The following is a 19,036-nucleotide window of genomic DNA, read 5'->3' on the forward strand; positions in this document are numbered from 1 at the left end:
TTCTTATTAGTTAAATGGATGGCGAAGAACGATCGTTTCTTCGCGATCCGGGCCGGTGGATACCATATCAACAGGCACACCAACCAGTTCTTCAATACGCTTAATGTAATTACGCGCATTCAGTGGCAGATCTTCCATAGATTTCGCACCTACAGTTGTATCTGTCCAGCCTGGCATTTCTTCGTATACCGCAACACAGCGGGACGCTTCTTCTGCACCGACAGGGAAAATATCTACAGGCTGACCGTCCACGGTATAGCCAGTGCACAGTTTCAGTGTTTCTAGACCATCCAGTACGTCCAGTTTTGTCAGGCACATGCCGGTAACACCGTTGATTTGCACGGAACGGCGCAGCAACGCTGCATCAAACCAGCCACAACGACGCGCACGACCAGTAACAGTACCAAATTCGTGACCAACACTGGCCAGATGGTGACCAACACCCTGATCAGTTGGCAACTCAGACGGGAACGGACCAGAGCCAACACGTGTTGTATAAGCCTTGGTGATACCCATGATGTAGTGCAGCATGTTCGGACCGACACCTGCACCCGCAGCCGCGTTACCTGCGACGCAGTTACTGGAAGTCACAAACGGATAAGTACCGTGATCGACGTCGAGCAGACTACCCTGCGCACCTTCAAACAGCAGGTTAGAGCCGCCTTTGTGTGCTGCATACAAAGCGCTGGAAACATCAGTCACCATAGGACGCAGACGCGGAACCAGTGCCAGTGCATCATCCAGTGTTTTCTGGAAGTCGACCGCAGGTGCTTTCAGATAATTGGTCAGCACGAAGTTGTGATAATCCAGATTTTCTTTCAGTTTTTCAGCAAAGCGTTCTGCGTTGAGCAAATCCGCAACACGAATCGCACGGCGCGCTACTTTATCTTCGTAGGCAGGGCCGATACCTTTGCCGGTAGTACCGATTTTCGCTGCACCACGGGCAGCTTCACGGGCTGCATCCAGTGCAGTGTGGTAAGGCAAGATGATCGGACAGGCTTCAGAAACCTTCAGACGGGAAGCCACTTCCACGCCATTCGCTTCCAGCTTATCGATCTCACGCATCAGATCCGGAACAGACAACACCACACCGTTGCCGATGTAGCACGCCACGCCCGGACGCATAATGCCGGAAGGAATCAGTTGCAGTGCCGTTTTTTGCCCGCCAATCACCAGTGTGTGACCGGCATTGTGACCACCCTGAAAACGAACAACGCCTTCCGCGTGATCGGTCAGCCAGTCAACAATCTTACCTTTACCTTCATCGCCCCACTGGGTACCAATGACGACGACATTTTTTGCATTTTTCGAGTTTGACATTACTTAGTCCACATTTTGAAGAATCCATTGACCTTCGCTGCAAACAAGACTTTGCTTGCATTCGAATTCGTCCTGCTCATTTTCGTGCCCCGGCATCACCTGAATCACAATTTCACCCTGATCACGCAATTCCCGGATACGGGCGCGCAAAGCAGGGTCATTGCCCCAGGGAGCACGAATGGCGGGTTTTCTTTCAGCAACCGGCATCAGACGTGCCAGCTCACGCAAATCGAGCGAAAAGCCGGTTGCCGGACGCGCACGACCGAACGCCTCGCCAACATGATCATAACGACCACCCCTGGCGACAGCATTCGGCAAACCATCCACAAATACGCTAAACATTACACCACTATGGTAATGATACCCTCTTAGGTCCGAGAGATCGACAGTTACGTGCTCTTTTCCGGCAATTTCGCCCAGATATTGCAAGTCATTTAACGCATTCTGGATGCCTGTCGTACGCGGCAAAATCTGCGCCGCTTTCTCAATCACACTCAGATCGCCGTACAGGGAAGGCAATGCCAGCAATGCGTCACGAACCACCGGCTCATATGCCACAGAAATTGATTGCAAGCCCGGAACATCCTTTGATTCCAGCAAAGAAAACAAGATATCCTCATCCCGCTTAGCAACCGGATCCAGCTGGAGAATTGCCTTCAGCACACCGACGTGGCAAAGATCAATTCTGACGGCTTTCATACCAATTAACTCAAGACTGGACAACACCAGCTCCTGAATCTCAGCGTCTGCCTCCAGCCCGGCGTGGCCATATATTTCTGCGCCGATCTGAAACGGCTCACGGGTTGCATGCAAGCCTGAAGGCTCCGTTTGCAGCACGCTACCGGCGTAACAGAGCCGCGTAACGCTTGCACGGTTAAGCAAATGGGCATCAATTCGCGCAACCTGTGTAGTCATGTCAGCACGAATACCCATGCTGCGACCGGAAACCTGATCTACAAGTTTAAAGGTGCGCAAATCCATATCTTTGCCCGCACCCGTTAACAAGGACTCCAGATACTCCAGCATCGGGGGCACAACCATTTCGTAGCCATATACGCGGAATCTGTCCAGAAAACTGCGGCGCAGCTCTTCGATTTTTCGCGCCTCAGAAGGCAATACATCAGCAATTTTTTCAGGAAGCAGCCATGTTGGCATGACAAATACCTAATAATCAGAAAAAACAATCAAAAAGCGACCCATACAAAGTATGGGTCGCCGCATCAGAACAATCAGGAAAAATTACTTAGACTTCGCCGGTTGTGCAGCTGTACCACTACCTTTGAAATAGCGGAAAAAGTCAGATGCCGGATCGACGACCAGCAAGTCAGATTTATTTTTAAAGCTTGAACGGTAGGCTTCCAGGCTTTTATAAAATTTATAAAACTCCGGATTCTGACCAAATGCCTGCGCGTAAATCTGCGATGCTTCCGCATCACCTGCACCGCGAATCTCTTCAGACTGACGGTTAGCATCCGCGAGAATCACCATGCGCTGACGATCTGCATCCGCACGGATTTGCTCTGACTCCGCCGCACCGGTTGAACGCAACTCATTAGCAACACGGGTACGCTCAGCACGCATACGATCATAAACGGAGTTATTAATCTGCTCGACATAATCAACACGCTTCAGGCGAACATCAATAATCGACACACCAATCTGACGAGCATCTTCACTGACACGCGCCTTGATCGAGTCCATCACTTTCGCACGTTCACCCGAAATAACATCACGAATAGAATGCTTAGTGATGACTTCGTTCAGTGCTGCTTTTACGATTTGAGAAAGGCGCTCTTCCGCACGCTGGTTCTTATCACCAAAACTCACGAAATATACTTTCGGATCAGAAATGCGCCATTTCACGTACGAATCGACCAGGATATTTTTCTTTTCCGCAGTAATAAAACGATCAGCCTCAGATGAGTCGATTGTCAGAATGCGTTTATCGAAAAAAACAACGTTCTGAATAAGCGGCCACTTAGGGTGCAACCCCGGTTCACTGACGACAGATTTCACTTCACCAAATGAAAACACAATCGCATATGATTTCTGATCAACAACAAATACCGACGAAGACAAAGCAATCAGCGCCAGGAAAAATCCGGACAATACCACCATCACTCGATTCATTATCGTCCCTCCCTCTCACGAACATCACGCGCCCTAGCATCTTTCGGTGCTTTAATTTCAACGCCCTGTACTGGATCGTGTGATGCACCGGGCACCGCGGCGGCAGCCTTGCCGGAGTTAACAGCCTCCTGGCCGTTCATCATCTTATCAAGCGGAATGTAAACCATGTTATTTCCCGATTTACTATCCATCATCACCTTACTGGTGCTGGCAAAAATTTGCTGCATTGTTTCCAGATACATACGATCACGGGTAACGGCAGGCGCCTTCTGATACTCGGCAAGCACTTGTTTGAAACGGGATGCATTACCCTCAGCATTGGCAACCACTTTTGCACGGTAGCCCTCGGCCTCCTGAATAATACGGGAAGCCTCACCTTTTGCCTTAGGAATCACCTCATTCGCATAAGCCTGACCTTCGTTCTTCTGACGCTCTTTATCCTGGCCAGCCTTAACCGCATCATCGAACGCCGCCTGTACTTGCTCGGGCGGTTGCACGCCCTGCATAGTGACATTCGTCACTAAAATACCAGCCTGATAGCGCTCAAGAATCTGCTGCATTAATGAAGCCACATCGAGAGAAACTTTGTCACGTCCTTCGTACAATACGAAGTCCATTTTATTCTTCCCGACAACCTCACGGACGGCTGTTTCAGCCACCTGGCGAATCAGATCTTCGTCCTGATCACGATTATTGAACAAAAACTCAGAAGCGCTCTTCAATTTGTATTGCACAGCAAACTGCACGTCGACGATATTCTCATCATCCGTCAGCATTAATGCTTCTCTTGGTTGCTTCGACTTTGAGGATGAACGGTACCCTACTTCAATAGTACGCACTTTCGACAAATTAACGATTTCATGTTGCTGAACAGGATAAGGAATACGCCAGTTCATACCCGGACTTGCGGTACCTGTGAACTTTCCGAAGGTCGTAATCACCGCGGTCTGCCCTTCCTGCACGATGAATACACCACTTACCAGCCATACACCGGCAATTAAAGCAGCCACCAACCCGGCTCCGCGCATGCCGGAATCGGAACCACCTCCCTGCGGAGCAGATCCGTTTTTTCCGGAAAGCAATGCATTCCAGCGCTGTACCGCATCACGCCAGATCTGATCCAGATCCGGAGGAGAGTCTGCGCCCTTGTTTTCATTTTTCTTGTCACCGTTGCGGGAATCGTTACCCCATTTCGGATCGTTCAGTGACATGATCGCTTTGAGCTTGTTGCGAATCGAAGGTAACATGCTGAATCTTTTCAAAGTAAATTCAGTGGGATAAAAAACGGATATCAGCCTCATCTTCAGAAGTTTCATCTGACTGAGCTGCATATTTTTCCGCAGCAAACCCGGCAATGGCGGAACGCAATTCCGACAAACCATCACCTGTACGGGCGCTTACCGACACGCGCGCGATTCTACCACAGTCATCCAAAACAACTTCCGGCGAGCCGCCTGAGAGATCTATTTTGTTATAGACGAGAAGTTGCGGAACAGATTCTGCACCAATTTCCGCGAGAACGTGATTCACCTGCTCAATCTGATCTGTACGACTGGAGCTTGCTGCATCAATCACATGCAGTAACAAATCTGCATGTATCGTTTCTTCCAGCGTTGTACGAAATGCAGCGACAAGCTGATGCGGCAGCTCCCTGACGAATCCGACGGTGTCTGAGAGAACAACATTTCCGACATCCGGCAAATAAAGGCGTCGCGAAGTCGTATCGAGGGTGGCAAACAATTGATCTGCAGCGTAGGCGCCTGCCTTGGTCAATGCATTAAACAGTGTCGACTTACCCGCATTGGTATAGCCGACAAGTGAAACCGTAAAACCATTGTTTTTGTTTCGCGCTCTACGCTGAGTTTCCCGCTGCTTCTGCAACTTACCAAGCCGGGATTTCAGCATTTTCACGCGTTCACCCAGCAGTCGGCGGTCTGTTTCAAGCTGTGTCTCACCTGGACCGCGCAATCCAATACCACCTTTTTGCCGCTCAAGATGAGTCCATCCGCGAACGAGACGAGTAGCAAGATGCTGCAACTGAGCAAGCTCAACTTGCAGTTTACCCTCATGACTTTTTGCCCGCTGCGCGAAAATATCCAGAATCAGGCTTGTTCGGTCAACAACACGAACCTTCAGCACTTTTTCCAGATTTCTTTGCTGCGCCGGCGACAGTGCGTGATTGAAAATAGCAATTTCAGCCTGGCAAAGCACAATCAGATCAGATACTTCCTGTGCCTTACCTGAGCCGATGAAAAGTGCTGCATCAGGTCCGGATCGTTTGCAAGTTACCGCGTCATAGTCCCTGACACCTGCTGACTTTGCAAGTAACACAAGCTCTTCAAAACTTGCTGCAAAATCAACACCCCCAAAATCGACGCCTACTAAAACTGCGCGCATTTCGGGAAGCACTCAATAGATACAATACTCACAAATTCACTCTGCTTCGGAGTCGGAATTAATATTTACTGCGCGAGCAGGAACGACTGTAGAAATCGCGTGTTTGTAAACCATTTGCGTTACGGTGTTACGCAACAAGACGACATACTGATCGAATGATTCGATATGCCCCTGCAGCTTAATTCCGTTCACCAGATAAATCGAAACAGGAATATGCTCTTTACGCAATGCATTCAGGAATGGGTCTTGTAACAATTGCCCTTTGTTGCTCATATCAGCTCCATTTTTTAGTTGTGTTCAGGAGTTGGGGGTACATTTTAAAAAATCAAGTACCCACGCATTGACTCTTATTATAGATTTTTGCAAAAGAACTTAGTCACGCTCTTTATCAAAAGGATTTTTACCGTTCCGCATCTCAATACGAAGTGGCGTTCCGATTAACGAAAAGGTATCACGGAAATGCTTTTCGAGGTAGCGTTTATAGCTATCACTGATTGCCTCCAAAGAATTTCCGTGGATAACAATCACCGGAGGATTCTGACCACCTTGATGCGCATAACGCATTTTCGGACGTATAGACCCTTTTCGTTTAGGTTGCTGGTGTTCAACTGCCTCCTGCAACGCACGCGTCAGCTTCGGCGTCGGCAATTTTGCCATTGCTGCTGCATAGGCAGAGTCAACCGACTTCAGCAAAGGTCCGATACCAGTGGATTTCAGAGCCGAAATAAAGTGAAATTTAGCAAACGTCAGGAAATTGAGCTTTCGTTCAATATCGATTTTAATTTCGTCCCGCTTATCGCTGTCAAGCCCGTCCCATTTGTTGATGGCAACCACTAAAGCGCGACCAGACTCAAGGACAAACCCCGCGATATGCGCATCTTGTTCAGAAATATCCTGCTGCGCATCAAGCATCAACACAACAACATTCGCCTCCGAAATCGATTGCAATGTCTTTACAACAGAGAACTTCTCAATAGCCTCAAACACTTTGCCACGCCGCCGAATACCGGCGGTATCGATCAGCGAATATGGCTTACCATCTCGCTCAAAAGGAATCTCAATGGAATCTCGCGTCGTCCCCGGCATATCAAATGCAATAACCCGCTCTTCACCAAGCAAAGTGTTGACCAGAGTAGACTTACCGACATTCGGGCGACCTACCAGAGCGATTCTTACGCCACGTTGATTTTCGTCTTCCTCTGGGTCTTCTTCCAGCTCAGGGCGGCTCTTGAAAGCAAAATCGATTGCCTCACGAACCAGATCATTTACGCCATCGCCATGCGCAGCAGAAATGACGTAGGGATCTCCCATTCCCAATTCATAAAAATCTGCAGTAACTGACGTATACTTCATCCCTTCTGCTTTGTTAACTACCAGCATCACTGGACGATTACTTTTTCTCAGATAATCAGTAATTGTTTTATCATGCGGCGTCAGTCCCTGACGTCCATCTACAATAAAAACGACGACATCAGCTTCAGCAACTGCCTGTTTGGTTTGTTTCGCCATCTCATGAACAATACCTTCTTTCGCTACAGGCTCAAAGCCACCTGTATCGATCACAAGAAACGGACGATCACCCACCCTCCCCTCACCATAGTGACGATCACGGGTCAAGCCTGGTAAATCTGCAACGAGTGCATCTCGCGAACGGGTAAGCCGATTAAACAGCGTAGACTTTCCGACATTTGGTCGCCCAATAAGTGCAATAACCGGCTTCATAAATTTCTTATTAAATACTTATTCAATACCGACGGACACAACAGATCCGCCTTTTGTTTGTAAAATCAAGCGAGACCCTGCAACAACCGGATTGCCGAGAACAGCACTGCCATCCGTCGCTAACCTTGCTGCAAACGAGCCATCTTCTCTTGATAAAAAATGGATATAACCTGCAAAATCACCTAAAGCAACCACGTTGCCGAAGGAAACCGGCGAACTTAATCCCCTGTGAAGTAATTTATCGTTTTTCCATGCGCTTGCCCCACCTTCTCTGGAGTAAGCTGTCACAACACCATTTACATCGGCAGCGAAGACAAACCGCTCATCAGCGCTTGCACCAACTTCACTGGAAACTGGCTTTACCCATCGCTGGACTCCAGTCTGCGCATCAAAACAACCTACGCGTCCCTGATAAGTCACCGCACAAACGATTTTTCCTACAACGGATGGGATACCCATCACATCTGCGACACGCTCTAATTCAGTAGCGCCTTTTGGTTCCCCGACAACTGCATCCCATTTAATCGCGCCATTGGCAAGAGAAACGGCGGTCAGTTTTCCGCCAGGTAAAGCCGCAATCAGACTATCGTTAACCACCGTCATACCGGAAGCAGCACGGAGCGTAAGACTAGGCAAAGGCCGCTCTACCATCCACTTGCGCGTACCATTTGCAACATCAAGAGCAATAATCTTGTTCTCATTTGTCCTTACGATCACGGTGCCGGAATTTATCAATGGAATCGAAAGGATTTCGCTTGACTCAGAAACAGACCATTTCACAGCACCGTCAACCGAAGACAATCCTACAATCTTACCTTTTTCGCCAGCAACGACTAACAATCCATCGCCAGCGGCAATACCTGCTGTCAAACGGGAACCAGCATTCACCTTCCAGAATTGCCTGCCAGTGACCACATCAAACTTAACAACACTGCCATCGGCTGCAGCCGCATAACCCGTACCACCATCAATTGCAGGAACAAAAAAGTAATTTTCACTGCGACCAACGGACAACGACCACTGCTGTTTCACAGACATTGATTGCTTCACCTCGATCAGGTCAGCAGGTTTTTTCGATTCTGTTTTTGAGAACGGATTCCATGAAGAACAACCTGTTAAAGCCAAGCCAACAACTAACGGGATTATTTGTACGAGCAAACGCATAGAAAATTTCCGATTAAGATTTATCTGTAGTACCACCGATAGCATCCAGTTTAATCTGGACTAATGGTTTCCCTGCAGATTTATCTTTCATTTTTTCAAGTGCAGTCTGGTAAGCCTTACGGGCTTCCTCAACTTTCCCTTGTGCAACCAGAATATCCCCTCTGCGATCAGCCTGATCCGCGAGAAATTCTTCCGGGAAATCGGAATTTATCAGTTTAGCGGCATCATCAAAAGATTTCTCATCAAGCAAAATTCCGGATAACCTGATTTTTGCCAGAGCACGATATTCTTCATTCTTAGTTGTGCCGACTATCGAATTCAACAACTCTTTAGCATGCTTAATATCACCTGAATCATATGCAGACTTCGCAGCGATTAAAACAGTCATTTCAACATAATGACTGGAAGGAAAACGCTCCTTCAAGTCAGAAGTCACTCGCTGAACCTGCTTATCATCCTTACCAGCGACTGCTTTGTTGAGTTCCTCAAACAAAACAGAAGCTTCTGAGGATTTAGACTGTTGAAATGAGTTCCAGTAACTCCAGCCAGCGTATGAACCCAGTCCGGCAATCAGCACCCATGTTGCGATATTTCCATATTGCTTCCAGACAGCTTTAAGATTCGCCAGCTGTTCCTGTTCTTCTAAATCGTATGCCATATCTTTTTCTATTAATGTAAGTGAACGTGTTCAGGATCATCACAGCAGTCATCGCTGGAATCTGTGAGCTGTCCAATAAGATAATCGACGATTGTCTCCGCGCCGATCAAAACCTGATTAGTTTCAGAGTTTTCAGCCCTAAGGGCCTTAACCGTTAAGTTGCCAGAAGCAAGCTCATCTTCACCGATGATAACTGCGTATGCGGCACCACTTGCATCGGCCTTCTTCATCTGAGACTTAAAGCTGCCACGGCCATTTATCGTTGAGCAATGAACAATTGCGTTAATTCCTGCATCACGCATGCGCTCCGCAGCAATAATCGCCTGCAATTGCGCTGCATCGGATTGATGTACAAGGTAAACATCGCATTCAGCATTAACAGGCATGTCCGATGAAATTTTCAACAACTCCAGCAAGCGCTCAACCCCCATCGCAAAGCCGCATGCGGGCGTGAATTTTCCACCGAATGTCGAAAACAATGAATCATAGCGACCACCGGCACACACCGTACCCTGAGCACCTAATTCATCAGTCACCCATTCAAACACCGTACGGTTGTAGTAATCCATGCCGCGCACGAGGCGAGGATTGATTTTAAATGGCACGTTGTTCGCGTTCAAAATAGCCTGTACGCCGTTAAAGTGCGCCATAGACTCTTCACCAAGATATTCAATCAGTTTTGGCGCTGCATTTACCAAAGCCTGCATGGCAGGATTTTTAGTATCTAGAATCCGCAACGGATTAGAGTACAGACGTCGCTTTGCATCCTCATCAAGCAGCTCGGTGTGTTTTTCGAAATATTCGATCAGCGCTGCTCGGTGACGATTGCGCTCTTCCGCATCACCGATGGAATTAATTTCAAGGCGAATATTCTGAAGCCCCAGGTCATCCCATAAACGCTGACACATTAAGATCATTTCGGCATCAATATCCGGACCTGAGAAGCCCAGCGCCTCCGCTCCAAACTGATGAAACTGACGGTAGCGTCCACGTTGCGGCTTTTCGTGACGGAACATTGGTCCGACATACCATAAACGCTTCGGACCATCATAGACGAGGTTATGCTCAATAGCCGCACGAACCACGCCAGCGGTACCTTCAGGACGCAAGGTAAGAAGATCTCCGTTCAGAGAATCCTGAAAAGAGTACATTTCCTTTTCAACAATATCAGTAACTTCACCTAATCCGCGAGCAAATAATCCTGTCGGCTCGACAATTGGCGTGCGAATTTGCTGAAAACCATAGCCTTTCAGCACAGACTGAACAGTGTTTTCTAAAATTTCCCAAAGTGGCGCATCACTTGGGAGCATGTCATTCATTCCTTTGACACCAACAATTTTTTCTGCTTTTTTCTCTGACATTTGGACACTCAATTTCTACACTGAAGGCGACTTGGAATAGTTTTTCACAACATACTCCTGAACGATCTTCTGGAACTCACTTGCAATATTCTCACCACGCAGCGTTTTGAACTTTACACCATCAACAAACACTGGGGCAGCGGGCGACTCACCCGTTCCGGGAAGACTAATACCGATATTTGCGTGCTTAGACTCACCCGGCCCATTGACAATACAACCCATAACTGCAACGTTCATATTTTCCACGCCTGGGAATTGCACTTTCCAGACCGGCATCTGATCACGTAAATATGTCTGGATATTATCAGCAAGCTCCTGAAATACTGTAGACGTCGTTCTGCCACATCCCGGACACGCGATAACCATCGGCGAAAATTTTCGCAAGCCCATAGTCTGCAAAATCTCCTGTGCAACATAGACTTCTTTACAGCGGTCGCCACCTGGCTCAGGTGTCAACGAAATCCGAATTGTGTCACCGATACCTTGCTGCATGAGCACAGAAAGTGCCGCTGTTGAAGCAACGATACCCTTAGAGCCCATACCTGCCTCTGTCAATCCAAGATGTAACGGGTATTGGCATCGGCGGGCAAGTTCTGTGTACACCGCGATTAGATCCTGAACCGCAGACACTTTACATGAAAGCACAATCTTGTCTGATGCAAGCCCGATTTCTTCAGCTTTAATTGCGCTTTCAATTGCCGAGGTGATTAATGCTTCATACATTACGCCTTGCGCTGTCCACGGTTGCTCACGTCGAGCATTCTCATCCATGATACGAGCCAGCAAACTCTGATCTAAACTCCCCCAGTTCACACCGATTCGAATTGTTTTTTCGTATCGACATGCAATTTCTATCATCTTTGCAAATTGCAGATCTTTCTTTGCTCCCTGGCCAACATTTCCAGGATTAATTCTGTACTTTGAGAGTGCTTGGGCGCAGTCAGGAAAATCATTCAGCAGCAAATGTCCGTTGTAGTGAAAATCTCCTACCAGCGGAACATCAATTCCCATCTTATCCAACTGACTGCGAATTTCAGGTACTGCCTTAGCAGCCTCCGGAGTATTCACTGTTAGTCGAACCATTTCCGAACCAGCGCGGGCAAGCTCTTTAATTTGAATCGCTGTCCCGATAACATCCGTAGTATCGGTATTCGTCATCGACTGTACGACAACAGGAGCCCCACCACCGATGATCACTTCTTTTTTGCCGTAACTCACTTTGGCCGCGAGGCGGGGCAAACGTTGGAGCGGTCCCGAAAAAATCTCAGTACTCATTTATTAATTACCAAATTAGCGACATTCGTTTCCTTGGAAACAGGAAAACTATAGGGAGAACCTTTAACAAATACATCAACGCCTGCGGCATTGCCAATCTTCATATTCAAGCCATCGGCAATATCAAATTTTTCTTCACTACCGCTTTTCAGCAACTTGGAGTAAACCACTTGCCCGCTGAAGCCCTTGACCTGAAGCCAGGAATCTTCCCTTGCTCTTACAACAACCTGAGATTCGACATTAACTTTCAAGCCCTCTGCTGAACCAGATCCAGAAATTTCACCGAAATTAGCAACCGGACTTGCAACTTGATCACGACTCTCATGGGCACGGAACGTATCTACTACTGTATCAGCCACCTGACTGGATTTCTCTCTTGATACTTCTGAAATCTTTGATTCCGCCGAAACAGAAGACGAAGCATTAACATCATTTAAATTATGATGAAAATAGCCGTTTTTCTCCGCATATTGAAATAGCAAAAAAACAAATGCAATTACCGCGAGAATTGATGCACCCAATAGGTAACGCCAATTTCCAGAGCCAGATTTGTTTAAAAATCTTGCACTGGAATCAGAAAATGGTGTTGACAATGCTGGCTTTGCATCCCCGATTAAACTAACTGTCGTAAGCTCTGCAGGAAGCTTGTTGGCTATCTCATCCCAATCTATTCCGACAAACCGAGCATACGACCGGACAAAGCCACGCGCGATTGCTGGCGCGGGAAACTGAGACCACGAATCAGACTCAATCCAACCAACTTGCCTGATCGATATCTTCAACGCTTCGGCAACATGTTGAGCTGTTTTACTGGCATCTTCACGTCTACTGCGCAGATACGAACCTAAAGAACTCTCTTGGATTACCCCCGGCTTTTGCACCGTTTCGGAATGAATACCATTGAAACCAGGCTCACTCATCAAATGCCCCTTTTTGCATTGACAAAAGCTCTTTCGATGATGGATGACGCTTTCTTAGCTGAGCGGCAAGCGAAGAAACAGCAGAGTCATCACCCAACTTACGCTCAATCTTAATCGCGAGCCACAAAACATCAGCAGCATAAATTTCCTGCTTCAGCACGCGCTGGATATAAAACCTTGCTTGTGAAAACTCACCTCTATCGAAGTAAATTTTCGCCAGATTCGCATTTACGCCGGAATGAGAAGGATCAACCTTAAAACCTTGTGCAAAATATTTTTCCGCTAAAGCGGAGTCCTTCAATTTAAGGCTACACAAGCCAGCGTTATTCAACGCCAATCCAGGTGTTGGGTACGTAGAATCGGCGATAACACGATCCAATAATTGCAGCCCACGCCTCTCACGGCCGGATTGACATAAGAACCAACCATAATTATTGAGGGTTTCCGACCTTCCTGGCTCGAGCTTCAGTGCATATTCAAAATTATCTTCTGCCAGCTGCTTTTCGCCCATTTCCATAAAAACCAACGCCCTCACAACATAGGCATCCGTATTATCAGGTGCGACGATAAGAGCCTGACGGATTTCGTCCAACGCGACCTTGTACTGTCCCTGCTGGTAGTAACTTACAGCAAGCTGCAACCGGATTGCTGCGCGACGATGTAGCTCAGCCTTGTCAACGTTTTCCGACTGACTGTCCTTCTCAACATCCAGTCGCCCCTTTGTTGCGCAACCCGAAAATGAAAATGTTACAGACGCTAAGGTCAAAAACATCAGCATTCCAGCAAGTGTTCGTCTCAAGAGGATATCTCCACAATTTTCCCGAAATTAGCACCAAATTTAGTCTGGTACTCAGCCATTTTCTGCATTCGCTCCTGAACCCTCGTGCGGTCACGAACATCCCCCGCCAACTGACCACAGGCAGCATCGATATCATCTCCCCTGGTTTTGCGAATCGTCGTAACCAGGCCCGCATCCAGGAGGATTTGCGAAAATGCTTTGATACGCACGTTGTTTGAACGCTTGAGACCAGATTCAGGAAATGGATTAAAGGGGATCAAGTTAAATTTGCACGGGACATCTTTTACAAGTGCAATTAACTCCCTAGCATGCAAATCAGTATCATTTACCCCATCCAACATGCAATACTCAAATGTAATAAAGTCTCTTGGCGCGAATTCCAAATAGCGCTTACAAGCCGCCATCAGCTCTTTCAGTGGGTACTTTTTATTTAACGGAACCAACACATCTCGCAAAGCATCATTTGACGCATGCAGGGAAACAGCAAGAGCAACGGGACACTCCTGCGCAAGCTTATCAATCATGGGAACGACACCGCTGGTAGAAACGGTCACCCGACGCCGGGATAATCCGTACGCATTATCATCCAGCATCAATTTTAACGCTGCCACAGTAGGGTCAAAATTAAGCAGCGGCTCCCCCATTCCCATCATAACTACATTAGTAATTTGCCTATCGCCTTTTGGTCCTGGCTGAACACCCTTCGATCGCCGCAGTTCAAACTCTGCCATCCAAAGTTGACCAATAATTTCAGACACCGATAAATTACGACTAAATCCCTGTTTCCCAGTTGAGCAAAACCGACAATTGACAGCACAACCCGCCTGAGTGGATACACAAAGCGTACCACGAGTTTCCTCGGGGATATAAACCGTCTCCACAGCATTACCCTGACCAACATCGATCAACCACTTGCGGGTACCATCAGAAGAAACGTGATCACTTATAGCAGACGGAGCGCGAACTTCGGCACAGCGAGACATTTTCTCACGCAATGACTTTGCAAGATCTGTCATTCGTGCAAAGTCAGACTCACCGAACTGATGAATCCATCGTTGCAACTGTTTAGCCCGAAATGCTTTTTCCCCCAATTCATCGCAATAAGCTATGAATCCAGCCGGATCAAAATCGAGTAAATTAACAGGTGCAGTCATACAAAACCTCTCCGGCTCACCACCTATATCATTCGATGGTGAGCCAACAAATTACTACATTACATCCAACTCAAATTAACGAGAGTAGACGTTTAAAGCAGGAAAAAAATATGCAATCTCAACTGCTGCAGTTTCAGCAGCATCGGAACCATGAACAGCATTTGCATCGATACTGTCTGCGAAATCCGCACGAATAGTGCCTTTTTCAGCTTTCTTAGGGTCAGTCGCGCCCATGAGATCGCGATTTTTCAGAATCGCGCCTTCACCTTCCAATACCTGAATCATTACAGGACCGGAAACCATGAAGTCGACCAGATCTTTAAAGAATGGACGCTCACGGTGAACAGCATAGAAGCCTTCTGCTTCAGCACGAGATAACTGAACCATGCGAGCAGCCACTACTTTCAGGCCTGCACCTTCAAAACGGCTATAAATTTGACCGATAACATTTTTTGCAACTGCATCTGGTTTAATGATGGATAAAGTACGTTCGATAGCCATGAAAAACTCCAATAAAATGAATAAGTTAAGATAAATTCAAAAGAAATCATCCAACCTTAGATTTTAGCATGAATAGTGGCACAGATAAGATTGAGCGAGAAATTAAGCAATGAACAACCCATTAACGATCAAAAACTGCCATGGATTCGACATGCGATGTATGAGGGAACATGTTAACTACACCGGCTGCTTTCATTTTATACCCAGCCTCGGCGACCAGAATCCCTGCATCCCTCGCTAACGTTGACGGACTACAGGAGACGTAGACGATACGCTTAGGCAACCGGTCAGGCACTTCTCTAGAGATCGCCGCAAGCGCCTGACAAACAGCCTGCGCACCATCTCGAGGCGGATCAATCAACATCCTGTCGAAACTCCCCAATCCCAGCAAATCTTTTGCATCTACTTCAAATAAATTGCGAGTTCCAAATGAAACTTTCTCTGCCAATCCATTAGCAATAGCATTTTCCATTGCTCGCTCAGTTAAGGCCTGACTACCCTCAATACCAACAACCTCTCTGGCAAGCGTAGCTATAGGCAACGTAAAATTTCCGATCCCGCAAAACAAATCTGCAACACGATCACCAGCCTGAATATCGAGCATTCTTAATGCCCTGGCAACCAGCACACGATTAATCTGATGATTTACCTGAGTAAAATCGGTGGGTTTAAACGGCATTTTTACGCCAAATTCCGGCAATAAATAATGAAGCTCTGGATCATTTGGATAGTACGGCTCCGCGGAATCTGGTCCTTTTGTTTGCAACCACCAATAAATCTTATGCCGATCAGCAAACTCCTTCAGCAAAACCTCATCTCTCTCAGTCAATGGAGCCATAATCCTCAACACCATTACTGTCTTGCCCTCACCGATCGCGAGTTCAATTTGCGGCAACTGCTCAACAATAGACAAAGATGAAATTAAATTACGAAGTGGCATTAACATGCCAGATACATGCCGCGGCAAAATCTGACATGTCTCCATATTGGCCACATACCGAGATTTTTTCTCGTGAAATCCAACCAGCACCATCCCCTTTTTATGCACATTCCGCACAGACAGCCTGGCCCTGAAGCGATAACCCCAAGTTGGCCCCTGAATCGGACGCAGGATAGTATCAGGGCGAACCTTACCAATATGCTTAAGATTATCTTCAAGTACCCTTTGCTTTACAGACACCTGCGCTGACGGCTCAAGATGCTGCATGGAACACCCACCACATACCCCAAAAAATTCACACTTTGGCTTCACCCGCTGTGACGAGGCAACATGCAACTCCGTCAACTCAGCGACCTCAAAACTATTTTTTTTCTTAAATGTACTGAACGAAACTCGCTCACCTGGCAATGCACCCTCAACAAATACAACCTTTCCCTGACTTCCATCTTCGTTAACCATGTGCCCGACACCACGGGCATCCATATCAAGTGACGAGATATTAATTGCGCTCATAAAAACCAAAAGCGGACGACCTACCGTCCGCTACCTTTTGTTAAATAAAATCAGAATTATAGAGAATTAGAGATGGCGAACCAACCAGTGACACTCAAATAAATGCATCCCTACCAACCCCGCGTGACAAAAAAGTCCTCTTAAGTTTAATCAAAGCCTCTTGCTGAATCTGGCGGACACGTTCCCTGGTAATACCCATTTCATCAGCAAGAGTTTCGAGTGTCGCGGGATCATCATTATCGAGACCAAACCGACGAATCACGACAATTCGCTGCTTATCCGGCAATTTTGATAACCAATCACGCACTAGTAACGCCATCTCATGATGCTCAGCACGTGAATCAGGCCCATCATCCGCATCACCAGGCAACATATCCATCAAACTTGACTGAGGGTCGTTATCCAGTGGCGTATCGAGTGATGCAGCGTGCTCGGACAGTGCCAGAATATCTTGAACCTCATCCACCGGCCTATCGACAAGCAAAGCAATATCTTCAAGATTTGCATCGCGCCCATCACTTCGCTGAGATTCGAGATGATATTTAGCCCGCAATATCTGATTCAACTCCCGAACCATATGCACAGGAAGGCGAATTGTTCGCGCCTGATTCATGATGGCTCGTTCGATACTTTGCCGAATCCACCAGGTTGCGTAAGTTGAAAAGCGAAAACCTCGCTCCGGCTCAAATTTATCGATCGCATGCATTAAACCAAGGTTACCCTCCTCGATCATATCCAGCAGAGCAACCCCACGGTTAATGTAATGCTTCGCGATTGAGACAACCAGCCGCAGATTATGCTCTATCATTTTTTGCCGCGCCTGAAAATTCCCCTGTTTAGCCAGGGTTGCGAAGTGCAACTCTTCTGCCGCATCAAATAAAGGTCTGGTTCCTATTTGATTTAAGTAAAACTGTGTAGTATCCGTAGAAAGCTCTGCTGCCAAAACACTTTTCAATTCATCGATCGGTGCCACAACCGTTGCTGCGGGCTCTGCAGCCTCATCCGAAGAATCTTCGTCACCGTCTGATTGCTCGCCAGCTTGCTCTAACAACGCAGGATCGTCCAAAAGGGAGTTCTCAACTGAAAACTCCCCCGACTCTGAATCATGGTTTGCATTTTTTTGCATAATTATCACCACAGCAGTTCATCGGTTGGTCAAAGGGTGAACACCCCAGCTTTGTGATGCTTACTTGCAGATGAATCATTACTTCGCAATCAGGTACAAATGCCCCTGACAAAACCATACTTACTCAACGCGGCGGCAAGTATTTTGCCGGATCAACTGACTTCCCGTTCAATCTAATTTCAAAATGCAGTTTTATAGTATCACTATCGGAATTGCCCATTTCAGCAATTTTTTGCCCCTTAGTGACGTTCTGACCTTCTTTCACAACTATTGTCTTATTGTGAGCATACGCTGAGAGCAAATTGTTACTGTGACGCAATATAACCAAATTTCCATACCCTCGAATACCACTACCTACATACATTACTCGCCCAGTGCCTGCAGCATGAATGTCTTGCCCAAGCTTTCCTAAAAAATCGAGTCCTTTATTTTTTCCCTCATCAAATAATGCCGATGGCTTGGATTCCACTGGCCACATCCAGTCAACACTATCAGACTCGACTGGAGGAGAATTTTCGCTCGGCTTTTCAGGATTCTTTGGAGGCGGGGTTACAGCGGTAGAAGGCAAAGTCTGCGGCGATAAAGACTGCTGCGAATCAACCTTCTGAAGCTCCGCATACGCAACCTCAGAATATGCCCGTTTATCGCCTTTTGGCGCCACCTTATTTGCAGCCCCCCCACCAACTCCGGTAACACTAGAATTTACCTGTAGCGGCCTCACCTCAGAAACTACCGGACTTGCAACTGGCGCAGTCTGTGCAGCACTAAGAGATGCAACGGTTTCCGGAGGTGCAATTTTTAATACTTGATCTACTTTAATATCGTTTGGGTTCTTCAACCCATTCCACAAAACCAGATCTGTATAATTCCGTCCATGATCAAGTGCAATTTTATATAGCGTATCACCACGCTTTACAACGTAAGTACCGCGAATTGGCTCCGCAGATTTCGGCTGGCTAGTTTTAACAGTTGGCACAATCGGAATCACAACCGATTCTTGTGGAATCATGCTCCCACGCCTATCTTCAACAGGCGCCTGATGCGTCGTCGTTGAAC

At 47.1% G+C, this 19,036-nt stretch carries 18 protein-coding genes; all 18 read right to left on the reverse strand.

Features of this window, described 5'->3' with window-relative positions:
* Window positions 1-6: 6 nt before the first annotated feature.
* Window positions 7-1,320 (reverse strand): adenylosuccinate synthase, encoded by a 1,314-nt coding sequence (locus IE092_RS15170; RefSeq protein WP_189358043.1) that lies wholly within the window; start codon window positions 1,318-1,320, stop codon window positions 7-9.
* Between the two features lie 3 nt (window positions 1,321-1,323).
* Window positions 1,324-2,475: an ATP phosphoribosyltransferase regulatory subunit gene (locus IE092_RS15175; protein ID WP_189358044.1), complete on the reverse strand. Its 1,152-nt coding sequence runs from the start codon at window positions 2,473-2,475 to the stop codon at window positions 1,324-1,326.
* Between the two features lie 84 nt (window positions 2,476-2,559).
* Window positions 2,560-3,450: a protease modulator HflC gene (gene hflC / locus IE092_RS15180; RefSeq protein ID WP_189358045.1), complete on the reverse strand. Its 891-nt coding sequence runs from the start codon at window positions 3,448-3,450 to the stop codon at window positions 2,560-2,562.
* Window positions 3,450-4,697, reverse strand: coding sequence for an FtsH protease activity modulator HflK (hflK, locus tag IE092_RS15185; protein WP_189358115.1), 1,248 nt, complete (start codon window positions 4,695-4,697; stop codon window positions 3,450-3,452). Before hflK ends, hflC begins: the two co-directional genes overlap by 1 nt.
* A 22-nt stretch (window positions 4,698-4,719) precedes the next feature.
* Complete coding sequence (hflX, locus tag IE092_RS15190; RefSeq protein ID WP_189358046.1) at window positions 4,720-5,847, reverse strand: GTPase HflX; 1,128 nt, start codon at window positions 5,845-5,847, stop codon at window positions 4,720-4,722.
* A gap of 36 nt (window positions 5,848-5,883) precedes the next feature.
* Window positions 5,884-6,120, reverse strand: a complete 237-nt coding sequence (gene hfq, locus IE092_RS15195; protein WP_189358047.1) for an RNA chaperone Hfq — start codon at window positions 6,118-6,120, stop codon at window positions 5,884-5,886.
* A 99-nt stretch (window positions 6,121-6,219) separates the two neighbouring features.
* Entirely contained in the window at window positions 6,220-7,569 is a 1,350-nt protein-coding gene (gene der, locus IE092_RS15200; RefSeq protein WP_189358048.1) for a ribosome biogenesis GTPase Der, read from the reverse strand.
* Window positions 7,570-7,587: 18 nt separating this feature from the next.
* Window positions 7,588-8,733 (reverse strand): outer membrane protein assembly factor BamB, encoded by a 1,146-nt coding sequence (gene bamB / locus IE092_RS15205; RefSeq protein ID WP_189358049.1) that lies wholly within the window; start codon window positions 8,731-8,733, stop codon window positions 7,588-7,590.
* 13 nt (window positions 8,734-8,746) lie between these two features.
* Window positions 8,747-9,391 carry a YfgM family protein gene (locus tag IE092_RS15210; RefSeq protein WP_189358050.1) on the reverse strand — a complete coding sequence of 215 codons (645 nt, stop codon included), beginning with the start codon at window positions 9,389-9,391 and terminating at the stop codon, window positions 8,747-8,749.
* A gap of 11 nt (window positions 9,392-9,402) precedes the next feature.
* The gene (gene hisS, locus IE092_RS15215; protein WP_189358051.1) at window positions 9,403-10,752 is read right to left on the reverse strand and encodes a histidine--tRNA ligase; all 1,350 of its coding nucleotides are present in this window, start codon (window positions 10,750-10,752) and stop codon (window positions 9,403-9,405) included.
* 15 nt (window positions 10,753-10,767) lie between these two features.
* Window positions 10,768-12,027, reverse strand: a complete 1,260-nt coding sequence (ispG, locus tag IE092_RS15220; protein WP_189358052.1) for a flavodoxin-dependent (E)-4-hydroxy-3-methylbut-2-enyl-diphosphate synthase — start codon at window positions 12,025-12,027, stop codon at window positions 10,768-10,770.
* Complete coding sequence (locus tag IE092_RS15225) at window positions 12,024-12,947, reverse strand: helix-turn-helix domain-containing protein (protein ID WP_189358053.1); 924 nt, start codon at window positions 12,945-12,947, stop codon at window positions 12,024-12,026. Before IE092_RS15225 ends, ispG begins: the two co-directional genes overlap by 4 nt.
* A complete protein-coding gene (gene pilW, locus IE092_RS15230; RefSeq protein ID WP_189358054.1) occupies window positions 12,940-13,719 on the reverse strand; it encodes a type IV pilus biogenesis/stability protein PilW in 780 nt (259 codons plus the stop codon). Before pilW ends, IE092_RS15225 begins: the two co-directional genes overlap by 8 nt.
* 23 nt (window positions 13,720-13,742) lie before the next feature.
* Window positions 13,743-14,900, reverse strand: a complete 1,158-nt coding sequence (rlmN, locus tag IE092_RS15235) for a dual-specificity RNA methyltransferase RlmN (protein ID WP_189358055.1) — start codon at window positions 14,898-14,900, stop codon at window positions 13,743-13,745.
* Between the two features lie 75 nt (window positions 14,901-14,975).
* The gene (ndk, locus tag IE092_RS15240) at window positions 14,976-15,401 is read right to left on the reverse strand and encodes a nucleoside-diphosphate kinase (protein ID WP_189358056.1); all 426 of its coding nucleotides are present in this window, start codon (window positions 15,399-15,401) and stop codon (window positions 14,976-14,978) included.
* A 121-nt stretch (window positions 15,402-15,522) separates the two neighbouring features.
* Window positions 15,523-16,854: a 23S rRNA (uracil(1939)-C(5))-methyltransferase RlmD gene (gene rlmD / locus IE092_RS15245; protein WP_189358057.1), complete on the reverse strand. Its 1,332-nt coding sequence runs from the start codon at window positions 16,852-16,854 to the stop codon at window positions 15,523-15,525.
* Window positions 16,855-16,948: 94 nt separating this feature from the next.
* Window positions 16,949-17,980, reverse strand: a complete 1,032-nt coding sequence (rpoS, locus tag IE092_RS15250) for an RNA polymerase sigma factor RpoS (protein WP_189358058.1) — start codon at window positions 17,978-17,980, stop codon at window positions 16,949-16,951.
* A gap of 124 nt (window positions 17,981-18,104) precedes the next feature.
* Window positions 18,105-18,989 (reverse strand): peptidoglycan DD-metalloendopeptidase family protein, encoded by an 885-nt coding sequence (locus IE092_RS15255; protein ID WP_229793204.1) that lies wholly within the window; start codon window positions 18,987-18,989, stop codon window positions 18,105-18,107.
* Window positions 18,990-19,036: the final 47 nt, after the last annotated feature.

The sequence above is a fragment of the Cognatundibacterium squillarum genome (assembly GCF_014652435.1).
In the GTDB taxonomy this organism is placed as follows: Bacteria; Pseudomonadota; Gammaproteobacteria; order Burkholderiales; family Burkholderiaceae_D; genus Undibacterium; species Undibacterium squillarum.

Coding starts and splice junctions, on each gene's coding strand:
- IE092_RS15170 (WP_189358043.1), bottom strand. CDS start 1,320: ATGTCAAACTCGAAAAATGCAAAAAATGTCGTCGTCATTGGTACCCAG.
- rlmD (WP_189358057.1), bottom strand. CDS start 16,854: ATGAGCGCAATTAATATCTCGTCACTTGATATGGATGCCCGTGGTGTC.
- hfq (WP_189358047.1), bottom strand. CDS start 6,120: ATGAGCAACAAAGGGCAATTGTTACAAGACCCATTCCTGAATGCATTG.
- hflX (WP_189358046.1), bottom strand. CDS start 5,847: ATGCGCGCAGTTTTAGTAGGCGTCGATTTTGGGGGTGTTGATTTTGCA.
- hflC (WP_189358045.1), bottom strand. CDS start 3,450: ATGAATCGAGTGATGGTGGTATTGTCCGGATTTTTCCTGGCGCTGATT.
- rlmN (WP_189358055.1), bottom strand. CDS start 14,900: ATGACTGCACCTGTTAATTTACTCGATTTTGATCCGGCTGGATTCATA.
- IE092_RS15210 (WP_189358050.1), bottom strand. CDS start 9,391: ATGGCATACGATTTAGAAGAACAGGAACAGCTGGCGAATCTTAAAGCT.
- ispG (WP_189358052.1), bottom strand. CDS start 12,027: ATGAGTACTGAGATTTTTTCGGGACCGCTCCAACGTTTGCCCCGCCTC.
- ndk (WP_189358056.1), bottom strand. CDS start 15,401: ATGGCTATCGAACGTACTTTATCCATCATTAAACCAGATGCAGTTGCA.
- hisS (WP_189358051.1), bottom strand. CDS start 10,752: ATGTCAGAGAAAAAAGCAGAAAAAATTGTTGGTGTCAAAGGAATGAAT.
- IE092_RS15225 (WP_189358053.1), bottom strand. CDS start 12,947: ATGAGTGAGCCTGGTTTCAATGGTATTCATTCCGAAACGGTGCAAAAG.
- IE092_RS15175 (WP_189358044.1), bottom strand. CDS start 2,475: ATGCCAACATGGCTGCTTCCTGAAAAAATTGCTGATGTATTGCCTTCT.
- hflK (WP_189358115.1), bottom strand. CDS start 4,697: ATGTTACCTTCGATTCGCAACAAGCTCAAAGCGATCATGTCACTGAAC.
- der (WP_189358048.1), bottom strand. CDS start 7,569: ATGAAGCCGGTTATTGCACTTATTGGGCGACCAAATGTCGGAAAGTCT.
- pilW (WP_189358054.1), bottom strand. CDS start 13,719: ATGTTTTTGACCTTAGCGTCTGTAACATTTTCATTTTCGGGTTGCGCA.
- bamB (WP_189358049.1), bottom strand. CDS start 8,733: ATGCGTTTGCTCGTACAAATAATCCCGTTAGTTGTTGGCTTGGCTTTA.
- rpoS (WP_189358058.1), bottom strand. CDS start 17,980: ATGCAAAAAAATGCAAACCATGATTCAGAGTCGGGGGAGTTTTCAGTT.
- IE092_RS15255 (WP_229793204.1), bottom strand. CDS start 18,989: ATGATTCCACAAGAATCGGTTGTGATTCCGATTGTGCCAACTGTTAAA.